Genomic DNA, 19,599 nt, shown 5'->3' on the forward strand with positions numbered 1-19,599 from the left:
CGGGGAGGCTTGAGAGCGGGCACCAGCCGACACCGGCGGTGCCCGCGATCCCGCTCAGATCGCCTCGTCACGCTCTCCGGCCTCGAACAACGCCAGGATCCCAGATGCTGCGCACGATTCTCCACCGCCTTCTCGGCATGATCATCGTGATGGCCCTCGTCGTGACGATCGTGTTCATCATCGTCCGGGTCACGCCGGGCGATCCGGCCGCCATGATGCTCGGGCCCGACGCGTCCGAGGCCGACATCGCTGCCTTGCGCACCAAGCTCGGCCTGGACGGCCCGATCATCACCCAGTTCGCCTATTACGTCCTCGGTCTCGTCCAGGGTGATTTCGGCCAGTCGATCTTCCTCAACCAGCCGGTGACACAGGCTCTCGCCGCCCGCGCCGAGCCGACCTTCTTCCTCACGTTGTTCTCGCTGCTGATCGCCAGCGCCATCGCCCTGCCGGTCGGTATTCTCTCGGCCTATTGGCGTGGCTCGCTGTTCGATCAGGCGGCGACCACGCTCGCCATGTTCGCCGCCAGCGTGCCGAGCTTCTGGCTCGGCCTCGTCCTCATGCAGATCTTCGCGGTGAAGCTCGGTTGGTTCGACACCTCCGGCTATGGCGGGCCGGGTGCGTCCTTCGGCGAACGCCTCAATCATCTGGTGCTGCCGGCGGTGGCGCTGGGCGTGGTCTCATCGGCCCTGATCACCCGTTTCACCCGCGCCTCGATGCTCGACGTGCTCTCGGACGACTATGTCCGCACCGCCCGCTCCAAGGGCATGAGCGAATGGCGCGTGGTGATCAGGCATGCCTTCAAGAACGCGCTGATCCCGATCCTCACCGTCATCGGCCTGACTGCGGCCCTGCTGATCTCCGGCGCCGTGGTGACCGAAACCGTGTTCGGCGTGCCGGGCATCGGCAATCTCGTGGTCTCGGCCGTGCTCCGGCGCGACTACCCGGTGATCCAGGGGGCGCTGCTGGTGATCGCCGGGCTCTACGTCCTCGTCAATTTCTGCATCGACATGCTCTATCTGCTCATCGATCCGAGGGTGCGCTACTAATGGCTGCCATCTCCCCCTCCTACCAGGCGGCGCCCGGCCTGCTGTCCCGCCTGATCAGGCGGCCGACCTCGTTCATCGGTCTTGCCGTTCTCGCCATCATCGCCCTGGCCGCGATCCTGGCGCCGCTGATCGCCCCCTATTCGCCGACCAAACTCTCGGTCGCCAATCGCCTGAAGGGGCCGAGCCTCGTCCATCTGTTCGGCACCGACGATCTCGGTCGCGACATCTTCACCCGCATGCTCTATGCGGCCCAGACCTCCCTGTCCGTCGGCCTTGCCGTGGTGGTGCTGGCCTCGCTGATCGGCATCGCGCTCGGCCTCACCGCGGGCTTCTTTCGCGAGGCCGATACCCCGCTCTCGCGCGTGATCGACGCGATGATGGCCTTCCCCGACATCCTGCTGGCGATCGCGCTGGTCGCCGCCCTCGGTGCCTCCGCCATCAACGTCATCATCGCGCTCGGCATCGTCTATGCCCCGCGCCTCGCCCGCGTGGTGCGCGCCTCCACTTTGGTGATCCGGGAACTGCCCTATGTCGAGGCGGCCCGCGCGCTGGGCGTACCGACCTGGAAGATCCTGCTGCGCCATGTCCTGCGCAACGTCACCTCGCCTCTGCTGGTGCAGGGCACCTTCATCTTCGCCAATGCCATCCTCGCCGAAGCCGGCCTGTCCTTCCTCGGCGTCGGCATTTCGCCCGACACGCCGACCTGGGGCACCATGATCAGCGTCGGGCGTCAATTCATGGACAAGGCGGGCTGGCTGATGTGGTTCCCCGGAGCCGCCATCGTCGTCACCGTGCTGTCGCTGCAACTGGTCGGCGACGGCCTGCGCGATCTCCTCGATCCGCGCCTGGCAAAGGATATCTGAGCCATGATCGGCAACCGTTTCCCTCAGGCCGACCGGCCGCTGCTCATCAAGGGTGCCAGGACCATCGGCTTCACCTCCGCCCCGTCCGGCACGCCCCTCGACATCCTGGTCGACCATGAGGGCCGCATCGCCGACGTCGCGACCTCGATCACGGCCGGCGACGATATCAGTATCCTCGATGCCGGCGGGCGCTTCCTGTCGCCGGGCTGGGCCGACCTTCACGTTCATGTCTGGTATGGCGGCACCGACATCTCGCTCCGGCCCGAGCAATGCGGCGCCGCGCGCGGCGTCACCACCATGGTCGATGCCGGCTCGGCCGGAGAGGCCAATTTCCATGGCCTGCGCGAATTCATCATCGAGCCGGCACGGGAGAATGTCTACGCCTTCCTCAATCTCGGCTCGATCGGCCTGGTCGCCTGCAACCGTGTCAGCGAACTCATGGACATCCGCTCCATCGATTTCGAGCGGATCATCGCCACGGTCGAGAAGAACCGCGACGTCATCGTCGGCCTGAAGGTGCGCGCCAGCCATGTCATCACCGGCGGCTGGGACCTCACCCCGGTCAAGCTCGCCAAGAAACTCGGCCGCATCCTCAAGCTGCCGCTGATGGTGCATGTCGGCGAGCCGCCGCCCCTCTATGACGACGTCCTCGGCCTGCTGACCGAAGGCGACATCGTCACCCATTGCTTCAACGGCAAGGCCGGCAGCTCGATCCTGGAGGACGAGGACCTCTATCGCCTCGCCGAGGAGGCGGCAGCGCGCGGCATCGTGCTCGATGTCGGCCATGGTGGCGCTTCCTTCTCCTTCGACGTCGCCAAGGCGGCCCTGGCGCGTGGCCTGCCGCCCCGGACCATCTCCACCGACCTGCACAATCGCTCGCTCGACGGGGCGGTGTGGGACATGGCCACCACCATGTCGAAGCTCCTCTCGCTCGGCATGAAGCTGGAGGAGGTGGTCGCCGCCGTAACCACCGCGCCGCGCCGAGCCATCGGCCTCAAGGCGGACGGGTTGCTGGACAAGGGCCGGCCGGCCGAATTCACGCTGTTCGACGTCGTCGACGCCGACATCACCGTCAAGGACTCGCAGGGCGCGCTCAGCCGGCTCACCCGGGTGTTCGAGCCGCGCCAGGTCGTGCTGGGCGCCGAGGTGATTGCCGCGGAGCGCTATGTCCCGGCCCAGACGCCGACGACCGGCAAGCATGCCTGCCCCCATTGCGGGTGGCAGTCATGACAGGTTCGATCGCCCCCGACACCATCCTCTCCGTCCAGGACCTGCGCACCTGGTTCGTCAACAAGCGCTTTACCGCCAAGGCGGTTGATGGCGTGACCTTCGACCTCAAGCGCGGCGAGACGCTCGCAGTGGTGGGCGAATCCGGTTCCGGCAAATCCGTCACCAGCCTGTCGATCATGGGCCTGCTCTCCAGGCCCGGCATCATCGCCGGCGGCAAGATCCTGTTCCGCAACCGTGCCGGCAGCGTGCACGACCTTGCCGCCTTCACGCCCCGCCAGTTCCGCCGCATGCGCGGCCGGGAGATCGCCATGATCTTCCAGGAGCCGATGACCAGCCTAAACCCTCTCTACACGGTGGGCGACCAGATCGGCGAGATGATCGCTTTGCACGAGCCGGTCAACCGCCAGGAGGCCCGCCGCCGGGCGCTCGCCATGCTCAAGCATGTCGAGATCCCCGATGCCGCCTCGCGCCTCGACGACTACCCCCACCAGATGTCCGGCGGCATGCGCCAGCGCGTGATGATCGCCATGGCGCTCTCCTGCAATCCGTCCTTGCTGATCGCGGACGAGCCGACCACCGCCCTCGACGTGACAATCCAGGCGCAGATCCTCGATCTGCTGCGCCGGCTCCAGGCCGAATTCGGCATGTCCATCCTGTTCATCACCCATAATCTCGGCGTGGTCGCCGAGATCGCCCATAATGTGGTGGTGATGTATGGCGGCCGGGTGGTCGAGCAGGCGCCCGTCATCGACCTCTTCGCCCATCAGCGCCACCCCTATACCAAGGGCCTGCTCGCCTGCACCCCGGACGCGGCACGCGACATCGATGCCAGCGGCGAGCGCCAGGCGCTGCATTCCATTCCCGGCAATGTGCCGCCAATCACGGCCTTACCCCCCGGCTGCGCCTTCGGGCCGCGCTGTTCCCTGGCGCTCGAGGCCTGCAGCGCCGCCGTCCCTGAACTGGTCGCGACGGGAGCGGCCAGCTTCTCGCGTTGCATCCGGAGCGCCGAGCTATGACGACAGCCCCCTCCCCCCAGGCCGCGGCCGGCACGCCGCTGCTCAGCGTGCAGAACCTCACCAAGCATTTCCCGGCCCGCAACGGGCGCATCGTGCATGCCGTCGAGGATGTCAGCTTCGATGTCCGTCGCGGCGCCACAGTGGGCCTGGTCGGCGAATCCGGTTCGGGCAAGACCACCGCCGGGCGCTCCGTGCTGCGCCTGGTCGAGCCGACCTCCGGCAAGGCGATCTTCGACGGCGTCGACCTGTTCGGCCTCAGCACCAGGGAAATGCTGGCCTATCGACGCCGGCTGCAGATCGTCTTCCAGGACCCCTTCTCCAGCCTCAATCCGCGCATGCGCATCTCGGCCATCATCGGCGAGGCGCTCGACACCTGCGGCTACCCGCGCGGCAAGGCGCGCGCCGAACGCGTCGCCGAACTGCTCAGCCTGGTCGGCCTGTCGCCCGACTATGCCACGCGCTTTCCGCATGAATTCTCCGGAGGCCAGCGCCAGCGCATCGGCATCGCCAGGGCCATCGCGGTCGAACCCGAATTCATCGTCGCCGATGAGCCCGTCTCGGCCCTCGACGTCTCCGTGCAGGCCCAGGTCCTCAATCTGCTCGGCGATCTCAAGAAGAAGCTGAGCCTGACCATGCTGTTCATCGCCCACGACCTCTCCGTCGTCGAATATCTGTGCGACGAGGTGGTGGTGATGTATCTCGGCCGCGTCATGGAGCGGGGCCCGAGCCGGCAGGTCTATGCCGCCCCGCGCCACCCCTATACCAAGGCGCTGCTGGCGACCGCGCCGGTGCCCGATCCCACCCGCCGGCGCACGCGCGTGCCGCTGCAGGGCGACATTCCCAGCCCCATCGCGCCGCCCTCCGGCTGCGTGTTCCGGACCCGTTGCCCCTCCGCCGCGCCGGCCTGCTCGACCATCATCCCGCCGGTCGAGCCTATCGGCGGCGGCCACTATGTCGCCTGCATCCGTCAAGCCGAGCTCTTCGCATGAAGACCGGGCTATTTGCATAATTGGAGTGTTTTTCAATGACCATTTCCGGGACGGTTCCACGCCCGCACACCTCGCCCTATGAGCGGCTGGCAGCCCTCGGAATCAAGCTTCCCGTTGCGCCCGCGCCCATCGCCAATTTCGTCACCCATGTGCAGGAGGGCAAATTGCTGTTCCTGTCCGGCCAGGGTCCGAACCATGCCGACGGCCGCTCGCACACCGGCAAGGTTGGTGCCGGAGTCTCGGTCGAGGAAGCCTATCAGCACGCCCGCCTGACCGGCATCAACCTGATCGCCGTCATGCAGGACGCGCTCGGCGACCTCACCCGCGTGCGGCGGGTGGTCAAGCTCTTCGGCATGGTCAATGCGGCGCCCGATTTCGCCCAGCATCCGGCCGTGATCAATGGCTGTTCGGACCTGTTCATCGAAGTCTTCGGCGACGGCGGCATCCATGCCCGTTCGGCGGTCGGCCAGGGCTCGCTGCCCGGCCAGATCACCGTCGAGATCGAAGCCATCGTGGCCATCGACTGACGGCAGCCTATCGTTTTCCTGGGACCGTTGGCTTCCAGCCGGCTCTTCTTTTCCATCCGGCGGGGCGTGTCCAAGAGCCGGCTGGAAGCCAGCGGTCCCAGAAAGAATCGATGCCAATACGCATTGGCGTCAATCCTTCATCGCCCTTCGGAGCACCCTCCCATGTCCACCAACGATATCCGCAGCCGCCTCGGCCTCAGGCCCGTCATCAACGTATCCGGGACCATGACCTCGCTCGGTGCCTCCATCGTGGTGCCGCCTGCCGTGGAAGCGGTCTCGGCGATCCTCAGCGAATTCGTCGAACTCGGCGACCTGCATCGCAAGGCGAGCGCGGTGATCGCCAACCTGACCGGCGCGGAGGCGGGCTTCGTCACCGCCTCCTGCTCGGCCGCGATCAGCCTCGCCGTCGCCGCCGCCATGACCGGCAGCGATCTTGCCGCCATCGAACGCCTGCCCGATGCGACGGGCCTGAAGAACGAGGTGATCATCCAGTCCGGCCACATGGTCAGCTACGGCGCCCCTGTCGAGCAGGCGATCCGCCTCACCGGCGCGAAGGTCGTGCCGATCGGCCAGGCCACCAGCGCCTCGGCCTACCATCTGGCCGGCGCCATCACCGATCGCACCGCCGCCGCCGTCTATGTGGTCTCCCACCACGTCGTCGACTATGCGCAGATCCCGCTCAGGGTCTTCGCCAAGATCGCCCATGAGCACGGCATTCCCGTCATCGTCGATGCCGCCTCCGAATATGACCTCCAAGGCTTCCTCGCCGATGGCGCCGACCTCGTCCTCTATTCCGGCCACAAATTTCTCGGCGGCCCGACCTCCGGCATCGTGGCCGGCCCCAAGGAACTGGTGCGCAACGTCTATCTGCAGAACCGCGGCATCGGTCGCGGCATGAAGGTGGGCAAGGAAGGCATCGTCGGCACGCTGGCCGCCCTGCAAGCCTGGAAGACGCGCGATCACGACGGCATCCGCGCTCGCGAGCGCAAGGCCCTCGATTGCTGGCTGGCGGCTCTCGACGGCAAGCAGGGCGTGAAGGCGGTGGTCGTCCCCGATCCGACCAACAATCCGCTCGATCGGCTCCAGGTCTTCATCGACCCGCAGGAGGCCCGCATCACCGCCTGGGACCTGGCCGACCGTCTGGCCGCTGGGGATCGCCCGGTGATCGTGCGCGATCACGAGGTCGAGCACGGCTACTTCTTCCTCGATCCCTGCAACCTGCACCCGGACGAGGAAGACATCGTGGCGGCCCGCCTCGCTGAGGAACTCGAACAGGCCCGCAAGTCCAACCTGCCGATCGCCACCCCCTTCGAGGACCGCCTGCTGGCCAAAGAGGCCGCCATTCTGCAATGGCCGGACTGAGCCCTGCTTGTTCATTGCCGCGACCGCGGCATAGAATGATGCATGATGGAAAGCTCCGAATCCCATGTCCACGACAGCCCTCGAACGTGATGATGCCAATGAGGGCGGTGCCACCCGGCGCCGCTCGCGTACCAGCGGCATCGACCGTGCCCTGCAGATTCTCGACTATCTGCAGAAGGTCGAGCGTCCCGCCACCGCCTATGAGATCGCGCGCGACATCGGCGCCCCCCTGTCGACGATCTATGTCATCGTCGACGACCTGGTGGAGAAGGAGATGCTCGACCGCCAGGATGGCGGCCTGCTCTGGCTCGGGCCCCGCCTCTATCACTATGGCCTGACCTATGCGCGCACCCTCGACCTCCTCAACGTGGCGGAGCAGGAGATGCATGAACTCGCCCAGAGTTCGGGCGAGACCATCCAGATCTGCGGGCGGGACGGCGACCACATGGTCGTGCTGGCCATGGAAGAGGGCAAGGACCATTTCCAGGTCACCTCGCGCGTCGGCACGCGCAGCCCGCTGAACTGGACGGCATCCGGCCGCATATTGGTCGGCCATCTGCCGGAAGCGGAGCGGCGCGAAATCTTCGCGCGCTCGGCGGTCGCCTCGCCGACCGGCCGGGCCGAGACGGACAACAATGTGCTGGCCAGGATAGCGGCCGAAGCCCTGGAACAGGGCCTTTCCATCCAGGCCGGCGATTCCGACTTCGCGGTTGCCTGCATCGCCGCCCCGATCCGCGACAGCCAGGGCGCCTGCCGCGCCACGATCTCGATCGTGGTGCCGGACAGGAAGCTCGAGCAGAAGGACCCTGATCTGATCGCCCTGGTCAAGGCCAGTGCCCGGCGCATCGAGAGCCGGCTGGGGTGGCAGGCCCGGCGCTGAGGGAGATCGACACGGCGTTTGTGGCCTCACCGACGGCTGACGCATCACAAGCGATGATGCGCGCTCGCAATCACGCGGCATATCCCCGGACAACCCCTGAAATCAAAAAATCGGCCATGACCCGCGGATGCTGCCAGCGGTCGCCCGATGCCGCATGCAGTCGCGATATTGTCCGACCTGTCACATGCAGTTCATGAAGGACCGCTTAGATCCGACAACCTTAACCGTATCGGACTGTAATGTCCCTGAGACAGGAAAGGTTTGTTCGTCGTGATGAAAATCAATTCATTTAATAATAGTTTGCCTGTCGTTAAAATAAACTCCGCCTCGATCGACCCATCGGCTATCAAGGCATGGGATCAGGCCCAGAAAGCTGCCAAGGACGCGGGTATACTTTGGAAGCGGCCGGAGAACGATCACCGCTCGGCTCAGGATATCATCAAGGACACCCCGCTGCTGCGCGATCTGGGCAATCAAAGCGGCGTCAAGGACATGCTGGAAGACAGGGTCGGCGGCGATATCGAAACGGATGCCGACGCCGCGTTCAGAGCCGCCCAGGTGCTCGACCATGTCGAGAAATTCGATGAGAACGGCAACCGGATCGCCGGCAGCAATATGGGCAATGGCCGTGTCGACGGCTTCACCAAGGACGGCGACGCCCGGCACGGCACGGAGGCCGGCCGGCTGCAGGACTTCGGCAAATATGGCTTCTCCAATTTGAAAGGCGAACTCCAGCACGTCGCTTCCGCCAATGACGACAAGGCAGCCCGCGAACAGGCCGAGAAAATCGGCATCCAATGGGAACTGCCGGCCGACGACAAGCGCTCGGCGCAGGAGATCATCGACGATTCCCCCTTGCTCAAAAATCTGGGCAACCAGAGCGGCGTCAAGGACATGCTGAAGGAACGGGTCGGCGATTTCGAGCATGACGCCAACGCCGCCTACCGGGCCAGCCAGGTTCTCGATCGCGTCACGATGTATGACGAGAATGGCAAGCCGCTGTCGGGAAGCGACGTGTCCAACACCAGCATCGACGGCTTCACCAAGAGCGGGGAAGCCAGGCATGGCACGGAGGCCGGCCGGCTCCAGGATTTCGGCAAATATGGCTTCTCCGCTCTCCAGGCAGTGGAAAAACCCGAAGACATCGCCAGCTACAAGGACTTCCTGGAAAAGAATCCCGGCGCCGACGAAGCCTCCAAGACGATTGCCAAATATACCGCCATCCTCGCCGAGAATTACGATGCGATCAAAGGCAAGACCGGCTCGGGCGAGACTTTGACGGCCGACGCGCTGAAGGACTACATGCGCAAGAACCCGCAGATCAGCGGGGACTTCAAGGAGGCGCTCAATTTCTGGTCGCAGCCGGGCGCCTTCGACCGGCTGGAGACAGCGAAGGACCCGACACGGCTCAAGGCCGACGGCAAGCTGAGCAAGGACGACGTAACCAGCTGGCTGGAAAAGCAGGCGCCCAAGGATGCCGGTTCGGCCATCGCTCTCATGTCCACGATCGCCGATGGCAATGTCGTCGCCGGCATCGACACCAAGACGCTGAACCAGGACCTGTTCGAGCACCCCGAAAAATACGGCACGCCCGAAAAGGCGGCCGCCCTCCAGGAATTGCTGAAGGCGCAGAAGCTGATCACCGACGGCGCCAAGGCCGGCATGTGGAAGGACGACTATTCCATCGTCAGCATCGCCAACCGCGTGCGCAGTCATCCCGATCCGCAGAAGCTGCTCCAGGACGTCAACGACCACATCAAGACGCTCGAAAACGATCCGGACGTCGTCAAATATCTGGACGAGAACAGCGCCAAGCAGATGACCGAGCTGCTGGACGAAAACAAGGGTCTCAAGGACGCCCTGCAAAAGACCTATGGCGAGGAGATCAAGTCCGGTAAGGCGCTCGACAGCCTGTGGGACACGAAGACGAAGGACGGCAAGGCCGACCAGCAGGCGGTTCTTGCCGAGTTCTTTGAAACCGCACGGCTGTTCCAGGGCACCCTCGGGCTCAAGAACGCCGCCGAAATCCAGGACGCCGTCAAGAGTTCCAAGCATAATGGCGAGCTACAGGATTTCTATGAGAAGTCGCTGGCATCGGGCGATCGCCTGAAAGACCTCATCAGGGACAATTCGTTCGAGAAGGCAGCCAGCGCCTTCAGCATGGAAGTTGCGCTCTACAACGCAGCCCTCGATCCCGACTTCACCGGCAGGTTCGACGCCAAGCTGAACGAGAACTTCACCAAGATCGCGCAGGACAAGGCCTTCGACGGGGCATCCTTCGACGATCTGAAGAAGGCGTTCGGCGTCGATGGCGGCGACCGGCTCGATGAGGCCAAGGTCAAGAGCCTCATCGAGCAGATCGGCAAGGACAATCCCGAATTCCTGATCAACAAGGACGGGACGGTCGCAAGGCCAGACCAGATCCTGGCTTCCTTCAGGGGAGACTGGGATCTGTTGCGACAGGGCGCGAAATCGATCAACGAGCTCAAGCTCTTCAGCCCGGATTCGTCGATCAAGGCGGCTTCCGACAGAGGCGTGCTGCATGGCGTCAGCGGCCTCTTCTTGGCCGGCGTCACCATCGCCAAGGGGGCCAGCGGATCCGGCCAGCTCAGCAGCCACCAGATCGCCGACATCACCACCGGTTCGATCCAGACCGCGACGATCCTCACGGAAGGCGGCTCCAAGGCCTATCTGAATTATCTGAAGGACGTGAAGAGCAAGCTCAGCGGCGACCTTCTCGACCATGTCGGCTCGCTTCTCGAAGACGTTTCTCCGGAAAGCCAGGCCCTGCAGGACAAGTCCAAATTCTACAAGGAGCTGGAGTCCAACCTGAAGAAACTCGAAAACGCCGCGAAGGGAGCCGGCGGCATCGCCGGCATGGCCGCCGGCGCCTATGCGATTTTCGACGGCGTCCAATCGATCCGCAAGGGCGATACGGTCAGCGGCGGCATCAGCATCGCCTCCGGCTCGCTGGGCGCCATGGCCGGCCTGGCTTCCACCGTCGAGGGGGGCCTTGCCCTGTTTGCGCCCAATGTGGCGCGCTTGATCCCAGCCCTGGCCGCGGGTGGCCTTGGCTTAGCCGCGGCCGGCGTCGGCGCGCTGGCCCTGCTACTTCCGGGCCTGATCGAGGAAGGCAAGCAGCAAAAGCGCGCCGACGATTTCGGGGACCTGCTCAGCAGCTACCTGACGAAATACGGGATCGACGGCGTGGAGAATGGCGATATCTGGGATGTTCCGGAAGAGGACTGGCCGCAGACCGGCAGCGGCACATCCTGACGCGCCCAGTGCGGCGGACCTGATCGACGAAGCCGGCCCGTCGATCCTCCTCGATGGCGCCTGGCTATGCCGCCCGGTTTCTCGACGCGATCAGCAGCTCCGCCTCGAGCAAAGCGAACTCGACCATGAGATCGGTAACCGAGAGTTCCGGGTGCTTGTCCATGAATTGCCGGGCCCGCAACTGCATGGCCTCCCTGCCGAGGATCATTGCGGCTTCCAGGGACGAAATCGAGGCACTGTCGTCCGCGGCGCCGGCAAGCTCCTCGACATCGCCATTGGCGACATGCTCCTGCCATTGAGCCTCGGTCATCTGCCCGGAAAGATAGCAGGTCCGCAGCAATTCGGGGTCCGGCTTCGGCGGATTCCGCATCGTAAAACGCCCAATATCCTACACTATCCTGGTGCCTGCCTCTTGGGCAGGACGGCGGCCAAAATATCGATGCCGGACCCAGCATCCAACATATTCCGTCGTATATAGGTCGTGCCTGTTCAAATAGTAAGACAACCACCCTTCTATGGAATTTTCATTCCGTAGCAAAAAAATCGTGAAATGTCAGATTAACTTGCCGGCCGCCACACGGCAGCCGTCAGCGCCCGGATGAGGCCGTCCCACCATCATAGGCAGTCGGCGCATCCTGCACTTTGGCAGGAGCGGCAGGTCGCACAGCGACACGTTGAAAACCGGATCGGGCTGACCGCCTCAGGCCAGATAGCGCCGGAACCAGGCGATCGTGCGATCCCAGGCCAGCTTGGCGGCCGCCTCGTCGTAGCGCGGGGTGGAATCGTTGTGAAAACCGTGATTCACACCCGGATAGATATGGGCCTCATAGGTCTTGCCGCCGGCCTTGAGCGCGGCCTCATAAGCCGGCCAGCCTTCGTTGATACGGGTATCCAGTTCCGCATAATGGATCAGCAGCGGCGCCTTGATGCGTGCCACGTCCTCGGCCTTGGGCTGGCGCCCATAGAAGGGCACCGCGGCCGCGAGCTCGGGATAGGCCACGGCCGTGGCATTGGCGACGCCGCCGCCATAGCAAAAGCCGGTCATGCCGACCTTGCCGGTCCCCGACTTGTGCTTCATCAGGAACTCGGTCGCCGCGAAGAAATCGTTCATCAGCTTTTCGGGATCGACCTTGGCCTGCAGGTCTCGCCCCTTGTCGTCATTGCCCGGATAGCCACCGACCGAGCTCAAGCCATCGGGTGCCAGGGCGACGAACCCGGCCTTGGCGACGCGCCGTGCCACGTCCTCGATATAGGGGTTGAGACCCCTGTTCTCATGGACGACGACTACGCCGGGGACAGGACCGGTCGCCTTGGCCGGCCGCACGAAATAGCCACGGACCTCGCCATTCCCCTTGGGCGAGGAAAAAGTGATGTACTCGGCCACGATGTCTGGATCGGTGAACTGCACCTGCTGCGCATAGGCGTAATTGGGGCTGAGAGAGGCAAGAATGGCCGCTGCCGTCAGGCCACCCACGGCAAACTTGCCGGCCCGATCGAGGAACTCGCGTTTGGAGATCTTGCCATGCGCATAGAAGTCGTAGAGTTCGAGGAGTTCCTGCGGAAAATCCTTGGCCGTCATGCGGGTCATCGCCCGTCCCTCCCCTGTCAACCCGGCAGTAGCCTATAGGATCTTCGGGCGAGCGGTCTTCACAATGGCGAGATGGGTGGAGAGTGCAGGCACCGGCCTCCGAGGGCATGGACATCATCCAAAGCGCGTCGCACCCTTCCTGGATCAAGCTGAAATCAATATCCTTGCCGCCAGTAGGAGCGAAGGAGTCGCCGATCGAGGCCTCACTCCGGCCGAGGGATGAGGTGCAGAACTTTGCCTCGTTGAAAGGAAACGGGCGCCGCGATAGCGCCCGCCACTTCATGGCGTAACATATTCGGCGGCATTGCTGAGATGCATCATGCATCCATCAGGATCATTGTCCTGCAGCAATGCCACGGCCATGTCCAATTCCTCCAGGGCCGCTTCCTGTCGCAGCGGATCCCGAATCGAATCCACGCTGTTCTTCATCTGTTTGAGCTGTGATTCATTGCACTGGCTGGCGCGTGTCCACACGGCGTTGGGCGCTGCCATCGCACTTGTTGCCAGACCCAATGTGAGAGCCGCCGCGACACAGACTGACTTGATCACTGGCCTTCTCCTTTGAAGTGGGTGAAGTGCCCCAAACCCCTGGGTACTCTTCCAAACCTCCTTCAAAAGGCTCTGTTCCAGTTATCCGGGCCTGCGCTGCCATCTCATATCGCGCTGCGCGCTTCTTTCGAACGGCCTGCGGGTCATCTTTCTCACAGTCGCTGCTGGATGCGCCGGGCGATGTCGAACAGGCGGCGCTCCAGCAGGACGGGCGTCTCGCAGACATAGGTCAGCGAACGGCCCCGCTCCTCGAAGATGCGCTTGTCCCATTTGAGCTGGGTCTCGAGATCATCGGTTTCCTTGCTGCCCACCGCGCTGGGGGAATCCTTGGCGGCACCGATCTTGTCGCTCTCGTCGCGGATGCGATCGGCGAGCTTGTTCTGGCCGCGCGCATAGCGGCCGATGCCGCCCAGGATCTTGTCGCGCTCCTCGTTGACCAGTTCGAGCACACCGGCGAACAGGCGCGTCAGGCGGGCGTCCTTCTCCGCCCCGGCCTGCTGCACGAAGCCGTCGATGAGGCCGTCGACCTCCTCGATCGGCGTCCGGCGCGAGGCGAGCTTCTGGGCCATCGCCGCCGTGTCGAAATCCTTGGTCCAGTCGCCGGCCGTCGCGATATCCGGCCCGCTCCAGACCACGCCGGCGCTCAGCGTGCCGACCTTGCGCTGGATGCAGGGCCAGTCCGGATCGGGCTGGGGCTGCTGGGCCTGCACGGTGTGAGCCCAATCCACGCCACCCGCCAGCATCACCACCAGGATGGCCGGCCGAAGGGTCCGCACCACGGACCTGCCAGATTTCGGGGGCCTGCCAGATCTCATGATGCTTCTCCTTTGGGGCCGCCGCGGCGCACCATCAGGCCGCGGGACGGGTCATAGGCGATGAGCGCGGCGGCGAAGAACAGCACCGTGGTGCCCACCACCACCGCAAGCGCGACCGGCTCGAGCCGGCCATAAAGGGCAAAGCGCACCAGCTCGACCCCATGGGTGAACGGATTGGCGAGGCAGGTCAGATAAAGACCCTCGCTCGCCTCCCGGATGCGCCAGAGCGGGTAGAGCGCCGAGGAGGCGAAGAACATCGGGAAGATCACGAAGTTCATCACGCTGGCGAAATTCTCGAGCTGGCGGATCAGCGAGGACAGGAAGAGGCCGATCGAACCGAGCATCAGGCCGGTCAGCACCAGCGCCGGCAGGGCCAGGACATAGCCCTGCACCGGCGCGTCGACGTCCCACCAGGCCGCGATCGCCAGGAAGACATAGACCTGCAGCACCGACACCAGCACGCTGGCCATGAGCTTGGCGGCCAGCAAAGACCAGCGCGGGAAGGGGCTGGTGAGCAGCACCCGCATCGAGCCGACCTCGCGGTCATAGACCATGGAAAGCGAGGACTGCATGCCGTAGAAGAGCTGGATCATCACCGCCAGACCCGGCACGACATAGGTCTCGTAGAGCACATAGGTCTCGTAGGGCGGCTGGATCGAGACCCCCAGCACATTGCGAAAGCCGGCAGCGAAGATGAAGAGCCAGATCAGCGGGCGCACCAGCGCCGACAGGAAACGTTCCTTCTGGTTGACGAAACGCAGCATCTCCCGATGCGCGATGCCGCCCAGGCAGACCAGATAACCCGAAAAGCTCAGCCGCGAGGTGAGTGCCGTATCCGACATCAGGCGGCCTCCCTGTCAGTCAGGCGGCGGAAGGTCTCGGCCAGGCTGGCGCCGCTGCGGGCAGCGAGCATGGCCGCCTTGCCCTCGGCGACGATGCGGCCCTGGTGCAGGACATAGACGTCGTCGTTGTCGGCGATTTCCTCGAAGATATGGGTGGCCCACAGCACTGCGATGCCCTCCTCATCGACCAGGCGCCGCACCGTGGCGACGATGTCGGCCCGGGCTGCAAGGTCGAGGCCGACGGTCGGCTCGTCCAGGAGCAGGAGGCGGGGCCTGTGCACCAGCGCGCGTGCGATCTCCACGCGCCGGGCCTGGCCACCGGACAGCGTGCGAACCTTCTCGTCGGCCCGCTCGGCAAGGCCCACGCGTCGCAGAAGCGTAAGAATATTCTCGCGGACCGCCTTCCCGCCGAGGCCGTGCAAGGCCGCGTGATAGGCAAGGTTCTGGCGTACCGTCAGGTCGGCATCGAGCGTGCGGGCCTGGAAGACGACGCCGAGCTCGGCAAGCGCCCGCGACGGCGTGAGATTGAGATCATGCCCATAGACCTCGACGCGGCCGGAACGGTTCTGATAGAGCCGCGTCACGATCGAGAACAGGGTCGTCTTGCCCGCGCCGTTCGGCCCCAGCAGGGCGACGAAGCGCCCGGCCTGCACCTCGAGCGAAACGTCGGCCAGCGCTTCGCGTTTGCCGAAACGATGACCTACGGCCGAGACCGAGAGCGCCGGCTTGTCCGAACGAACCGTCATGGTCGATCCCTGTCACGCCGAGGATGCGGCAGGATACACCAGGCCCGGCGGACGGCAGAACGAAGAGTTGCTGGCAGGGGTTTGCGCTGCCTCTTACCCTCTGCCCGCAAGAGCGGGGCGAGGGAGCGCCAAGCGCCGCGCATCAACGTGAGACGTTGAGCTTGCGGGACAAAACGCGACGCCGAGGTCCCCTCGCCCCGCTTGCGGGGAGAGGGTAAGGGTGAGGGGCAGCACCATCCTGTAACCATTTCACCGCACCTGATCGGCTCGCCAGGCCCAAAATGAACGGTATTTCACAACCATCACTTGCCCTTGAGCTTGGCCTTGAGCTGGAGCAGGCCGGCCAGATAGATATCTGCCACAGCCTTGCGCGCAGCATCTCCCGAGACGCCCTTGGGGTCGAAGGTGGACGACCAGGTGATGGCGATCTTGCCCGGCTCGTCGTCCTCTTCCACCTTCAGGGTGGAGACGTAATTCTCGATCGGCAGGGGGCTCTCGAGAATCGCATAGGTGTAGGACGTGTCCTTGTCGTCCCATTTGACCAGCTTTTCGACGAATTTGGCGCCGTCCTTGGTGGTGAGGGTGCGGATCTTGGCGCCGTCCTTTTCCGAAAGCTCGCAGGAAGCGATGGCCGGATGCCAAGTCTTGATACCGCAGAAATCGCCAATCAGGGCCCAGGCTTGGGCCGGCGTGCCCTTGCCCTCGACGCGATTGGAGTTTTTTTCCGCGAGGGCCGGGCTGCAAGCAAGGCCCAATGCCGCCACGGCGCCGACAAGAGTCGCGATACGCATGTTCTTCCTCCCCAGATCTTGCTGATTGAATCGTCGTGTCGCGTCAGTTCGGCGAAACCACTACGCCCCAGGGCGCCTCGCCGACCGGAATGGTCTTGATCACCTTCTGGCTTGCGACGTCGATCACCGACACGTCGTTGGAATTGCCGTTGGTGGCGTAGAGATATTTTTCGTCCGGCGTGAAGGCGAGCTGCCAGACGCGCTGGCCCACCAGCAGATATTTCTCGACCTCCAAGGTCTCGCCATTGATCACCGCGACGCGGTTGGCCGGCCCGAGCGCCACGAAGGCCGTCTTGCCATCCTTGGTGACGCGCACGCCGACGGGCTGGATCGTCTCGGCGGTGACGCCCGGGATCTGGAACTCGATCTTCTTGAGGATCTTGCGGGTGGCCGGCTCGATCACGCTGACGGTGCCGCCAACCTCGGAGCTCACCCAGACCTTGGAATTGTCCTTGTTGAATTCGGCAAAACGCGGGCGTGAATCCACCAGCACGCTATCGATCACCTGGAAGCTGGTGGTGTCGATGAAATGGGCCATGTTGGTGGTCTCGGAGGTGTTCACCAGCATCTTGCCGTCAGGACTGATGCCCATGCCCTCCGGCTCGACGCCGACGGGCACGGTGGCCAGCACCTTGTTTTGCTGCACGTCGACCACCGTCACCTGGGCATCGTCCTCATTGGCGATGTAGAGGGGGTTGCCGGAAGGGTGCAGGATGAAGAGTTCGGGATCGGGACCCGACTGCAGGGTGCGCGCCACCTTCATCGTCGCCGTGTCGATCACCTCGACGCCGTCGTCGTCGCTGGCACACAGATAGAGGAACTTGCCGTCATTGGATATGGTGATGCCGCGCGGGCGACGGCCGGTCGGCACGGTCTGCTTGACGGTCTGGGTCTCGGAATCGATCACGCTGATCGAATTGCCCTTCTCATTGGAGATATAGACCGTATAGGCCTGCGCCGTTCCCGCCAGAAAGGTCGCCGTAAGCCCCAGCAAAACAGCCTTGACGAAATACGGCATGGTCCGGCTCCTCCCAAACGGGCTTTCCCGCGAAGCGTTTACGGCAAATGACATTGGCTTTCCGGCTGATCGGCACCGAGCGTATCGAGCACGCTGCGCTGGTGCAGATATCCCTGCTGCGGCGACACCGAGACGATCGCCATCGGCTGGGCGATCAGTACCGGCTGGCGCAGTTGGTGATCCCAGCCCCGGAAGTTCACCGGTACGCCCTTGAAGGCAGCCAGCTGGAATTTCGGATCGACGAGGAAGGTCGAGATCGCCGCCGGATCTGCCGACTTGGTCCGCGTCACGGCTTCCCCCACCGCACGTACCGCGACCCAGGCCTGATAGTCGATCGGCCGCATGGTCCGCTTGGCCCGCTTGAAGAAGCGGCTCTGCAGTTGCGCCGACCCCCAGGCATCCTGGGCGCGGTGCCAGGAGGTCGCGATCAGGCCCTGCGTGCCGGCGATGACCTTGGGGTCCCAGGTGCGATAGCTGAGATAGTCGCCGAAATCGGCCTCCTCATCGGCCACCAGCATGATGTCGTAGTCGACGCCGCGGCTGAACACCAAGGCATCCGACTGGGTGATGCTGTCGCTGCGGGCACGGGCAAGCGGACCGAATTCCCAGGCCTTCTCGGCGACGAGGGTAAGCCCGAACTTCTTGGCCGACTGCTTGAGCGCGTCGGCATAGAGCTTGTCCGCCGCGGTAGGCCCGTAGGTGAGGAAGAGCTTCATCCAACGCTTGGTCGACAGATATTGCACCAGCGCATCCGTCAGCATGGCCCGGCTCGGCGGAACGTGGAACACATTGGCGCGGCAATCGGCGCCGCGCAGCCGGTCGTCCTGCGCGGCAGCGTTGAACACCACCACCGGCCGTCCCTTGAGGGCATCGGCGACGGCGAGGAGTTCGTCCGCCGTCAGCGCGACGACCAGGAACTTCGCCCCGGCATCGGCCAATTTGACAGCCGATTCCACCGGCGACTGGTCCTTGTCCAGCACGACCTGATCCAGCACATAGCGCTGGCCGGAAAAGCGGCCTGTGGTGTTGTTGTCGTCGATGGCAAGCCCCGCACCGGCCGCGGCCTCGTCTTCCGGCGTGGGATCGAGTTCGTAGAGCGCGGGCGGCGGTGCCTTGTGGGTAATGACCCCGATGCGGACCTCAAGCGGTTCGGCCGCCCTTGCCGTGCCGCAGGACAGCATGGCCACAAAGGCGCACAGCAAGGCTGCCATCAGGCTGGACAGGCTTTTTGAACTCGCAGCCGGTAACACATTTCGCTCCCGAACGCGCAGGCCTCTGCGTGCCTGAACATCAGCAAGCTTACGCATTGCAATTGAAGAACGTCAACTTAATATACCTAAGGAATTTATAAGCCGAATACAGTCTGTACTGGCCTTCATGTTCATGGCAATTTTTACTAGAACGTGAACTGATAGGCTTTCATAGAATATTCTTAGTTGCGAAGGGACCACTGTGCTTGAATGGATGTCCCTGATTGCAGGAACGCACCGGCGCAGCCTGAAGTATTGGATCGGAAGACATCGCGGCCAGCTGCGGCAGACGGGCGTGGCAATGCTTGTCCTGCTGGCAGCGGTCCTTGTGCACCCCGTGCCGGCCCGCGCCAGCGAGGCCGGTAAGGCCCTGCTCGCCCTGCCCTTCGGCTATCTCGACACGTCCGGCGAGGCATCCGACCAGAAGGAAGCCCATGCCGACCGGCTGAAGGCGATGTCGACCCGCCTGACCGACCGGCTGCAGGCAGGCGGCTTCTACCGAATCGTTCCGGCCACGCCGGGAATCATCGCCTGTGCCGGCAACGACCAGGACTGCCTGCTGGGAGAAGCACGCAAGGCCGGTGCGGATTTCATCCTGACCGGAGCCGTGCACAAGACCAGCACCCTGATCTCGGCGATCTGGGTTGGCGTTTTCGACGCCAAGGACGGCAAGCGCATCTTCTTCCGGCAGATCAGCTTCCGCGGCGACACGAATGAGGCCTGGCAGCACGCCACGGACTTCGTTCTGGGCCAGTTGCAGGAAGAGGCGCGGCAGGCGCGGTGAAGAATCGCATGGTTGCCGCCGAACGCC

At 64.2% G+C, this 19,599-nt stretch carries 19 protein-coding genes; 10 read left to right on the forward strand and 9 right to left on the reverse strand.

Going from position 1 to position 19,599, the window contains the following annotated elements:
- Positions 1-104 precede the first annotated feature (104 nt).
- The 9 genes from ACTJKX_RS19895 (at position 105) to ACTJKX_RS19935 (ending at position 11,189) form a co-directional block, all read left to right on the forward strand.
- Positions 105-1,046: an ABC transporter permease gene (locus tag ACTJKX_RS19895; RefSeq protein ID WP_149250634.1), complete on the forward strand. Its 942-nt coding sequence runs from the start codon at positions 105-107 to the stop codon at positions 1,044-1,046.
- The gene (locus tag ACTJKX_RS19900; protein WP_149250633.1) at positions 1,046-1,909 is read left to right on the forward strand and encodes an ABC transporter permease; all 864 of its coding nucleotides are present in this window, start codon (positions 1,046-1,048) and stop codon (positions 1,907-1,909) included. Before ACTJKX_RS19895 ends, ACTJKX_RS19900 begins: the two co-directional genes overlap by 1 nt.
- A gap of 3 nt (positions 1,910-1,912) precedes the next feature.
- Entirely contained in the window at positions 1,913-3,139 is a 1,227-nt protein-coding gene (locus tag ACTJKX_RS19905) for an amidohydrolase/deacetylase family metallohydrolase (protein ID WP_440726254.1), read from the forward strand.
- Between the two features lie 8 nt (positions 3,140-3,147).
- Positions 3,148-4,155, forward strand: a complete 1,008-nt coding sequence (locus tag ACTJKX_RS19910) for an ABC transporter ATP-binding protein (protein WP_440726363.1) — start codon at positions 3,148-3,150, stop codon at positions 4,153-4,155.
- Positions 4,152-5,144, forward strand: a complete 993-nt coding sequence (locus ACTJKX_RS19915) for an ABC transporter ATP-binding protein (RefSeq protein WP_440726255.1) — start codon at positions 4,152-4,154, stop codon at positions 5,142-5,144. The genes ACTJKX_RS19910 and ACTJKX_RS19915 overlap by 4 nt, the downstream gene beginning before the upstream one ends.
- A 35-nt stretch (positions 5,145-5,179) precedes the next feature.
- Positions 5,180-5,671: a RidA family protein gene (locus ACTJKX_RS19920; RefSeq protein ID WP_440726256.1), complete on the forward strand. Its 492-nt coding sequence runs from the start codon at positions 5,180-5,182 to the stop codon at positions 5,669-5,671.
- 162 nt (positions 5,672-5,833) lie between these two features.
- The gene (locus ACTJKX_RS19925) at positions 5,834-7,033 is read left to right on the forward strand and encodes an aminotransferase class V-fold PLP-dependent enzyme (protein WP_440726257.1); all 1,200 of its coding nucleotides are present in this window, start codon (positions 5,834-5,836) and stop codon (positions 7,031-7,033) included.
- 64 nt (positions 7,034-7,097) lie between these two features.
- Positions 7,098-7,913, forward strand: a complete 816-nt coding sequence (locus ACTJKX_RS19930; protein WP_149250627.1) for an IclR family transcriptional regulator — start codon at positions 7,098-7,100, stop codon at positions 7,911-7,913.
- Between the two features lie 300 nt (positions 7,914-8,213).
- Entirely contained in the window at positions 8,214-11,189 is a 2,976-nt protein-coding gene (locus tag ACTJKX_RS19935; protein WP_440726258.1) for a type III effector HrpK domain-containing protein, read from the forward strand.
- Between the two features lie 64 nt (positions 11,190-11,253).
- Here ACTJKX_RS19935 and ACTJKX_RS19940 read toward each other — a convergent pair whose 3' ends face one another.
- The 9 genes from ACTJKX_RS19940 to ACTJKX_RS19980 form a co-directional block, all read right to left on the reverse strand.
- Entirely contained in the window at positions 11,254-11,559 is a 306-nt protein-coding gene (locus ACTJKX_RS19940; protein ID WP_440726259.1) for a hypothetical protein, read from the reverse strand.
- Between the two features lie 330 nt (positions 11,560-11,889).
- Positions 11,890-12,777, reverse strand: a complete 888-nt coding sequence (gene yghX / locus ACTJKX_RS19945) for a YghX family hydrolase (protein ID WP_149250625.1) — start codon at positions 12,775-12,777, stop codon at positions 11,890-11,892.
- 279 nt (positions 12,778-13,056) lie between these two features.
- Positions 13,057-13,326, reverse strand: coding sequence for a hypothetical protein (locus ACTJKX_RS19950; RefSeq protein ID WP_149250624.1), 270 nt, complete (start codon positions 13,324-13,326; stop codon positions 13,057-13,059).
- A 152-nt stretch (positions 13,327-13,478) separates the two neighbouring features.
- Positions 13,479-14,141, reverse strand: coding sequence for a hypothetical protein (locus tag ACTJKX_RS19955; protein ID WP_246683518.1), 663 nt, complete (start codon positions 14,139-14,141; stop codon positions 13,479-13,481).
- A complete protein-coding gene (locus ACTJKX_RS19960; RefSeq protein WP_440726260.1) occupies positions 14,138-14,983 on the reverse strand; it encodes an ABC transporter permease in 846 nt (281 codons plus the stop codon). Before ACTJKX_RS19960 ends, ACTJKX_RS19955 begins: the two co-directional genes overlap by 4 nt.
- Positions 14,983-15,729 (reverse strand): ABC transporter ATP-binding protein, encoded by a 747-nt coding sequence (locus ACTJKX_RS19965; protein WP_394313210.1) that lies wholly within the window; start codon positions 15,727-15,729, stop codon positions 14,983-14,985. The genes ACTJKX_RS19960 and ACTJKX_RS19965 overlap by 1 nt, the downstream gene beginning before the upstream one ends.
- Positions 15,730-16,031: 302 nt before the next feature.
- Positions 16,032-16,520, reverse strand: coding sequence for an SRPBCC family protein (locus ACTJKX_RS19970; protein WP_440726261.1), 489 nt, complete (start codon positions 16,518-16,520; stop codon positions 16,032-16,034).
- A gap of 43 nt (positions 16,521-16,563) precedes the next feature.
- Positions 16,564-17,538 carry a YVTN family beta-propeller repeat protein gene (locus ACTJKX_RS19975; protein ID WP_440726262.1) on the reverse strand — a complete coding sequence of 325 codons (975 nt, stop codon included), beginning with the start codon at positions 17,536-17,538 and terminating at the stop codon, positions 16,564-16,566.
- Between the two features lie 38 nt (positions 17,539-17,576).
- On the reverse strand, positions 17,577-18,788 hold the full coding sequence (locus ACTJKX_RS19980) for an ABC transporter substrate-binding protein (protein ID WP_440726263.1): 1,212 nt from the start codon (positions 18,786-18,788) through the stop codon (positions 17,577-17,579).
- A gap of 301 nt (positions 18,789-19,089) precedes the next feature.
- On the opposite strand from ACTJKX_RS19980, the gene ACTJKX_RS19985 reads away from it, so the two are divergent.
- Positions 19,090-19,572, forward strand: a complete 483-nt coding sequence (locus ACTJKX_RS19985) for a DUF2380 domain-containing protein (RefSeq protein ID WP_440726364.1) — start codon at positions 19,090-19,092, stop codon at positions 19,570-19,572.
- The last annotated feature ends 27 nt before the right edge of the window (positions 19,573-19,599 follow it).

The sequence above is a fragment of the Labrys sp. 22185 genome (assembly GCF_052045555.1).
Lineage (GTDB): Bacteria > Pseudomonadota > Alphaproteobacteria > Rhizobiales > Labraceae > Labrys > Labrys neptuniae.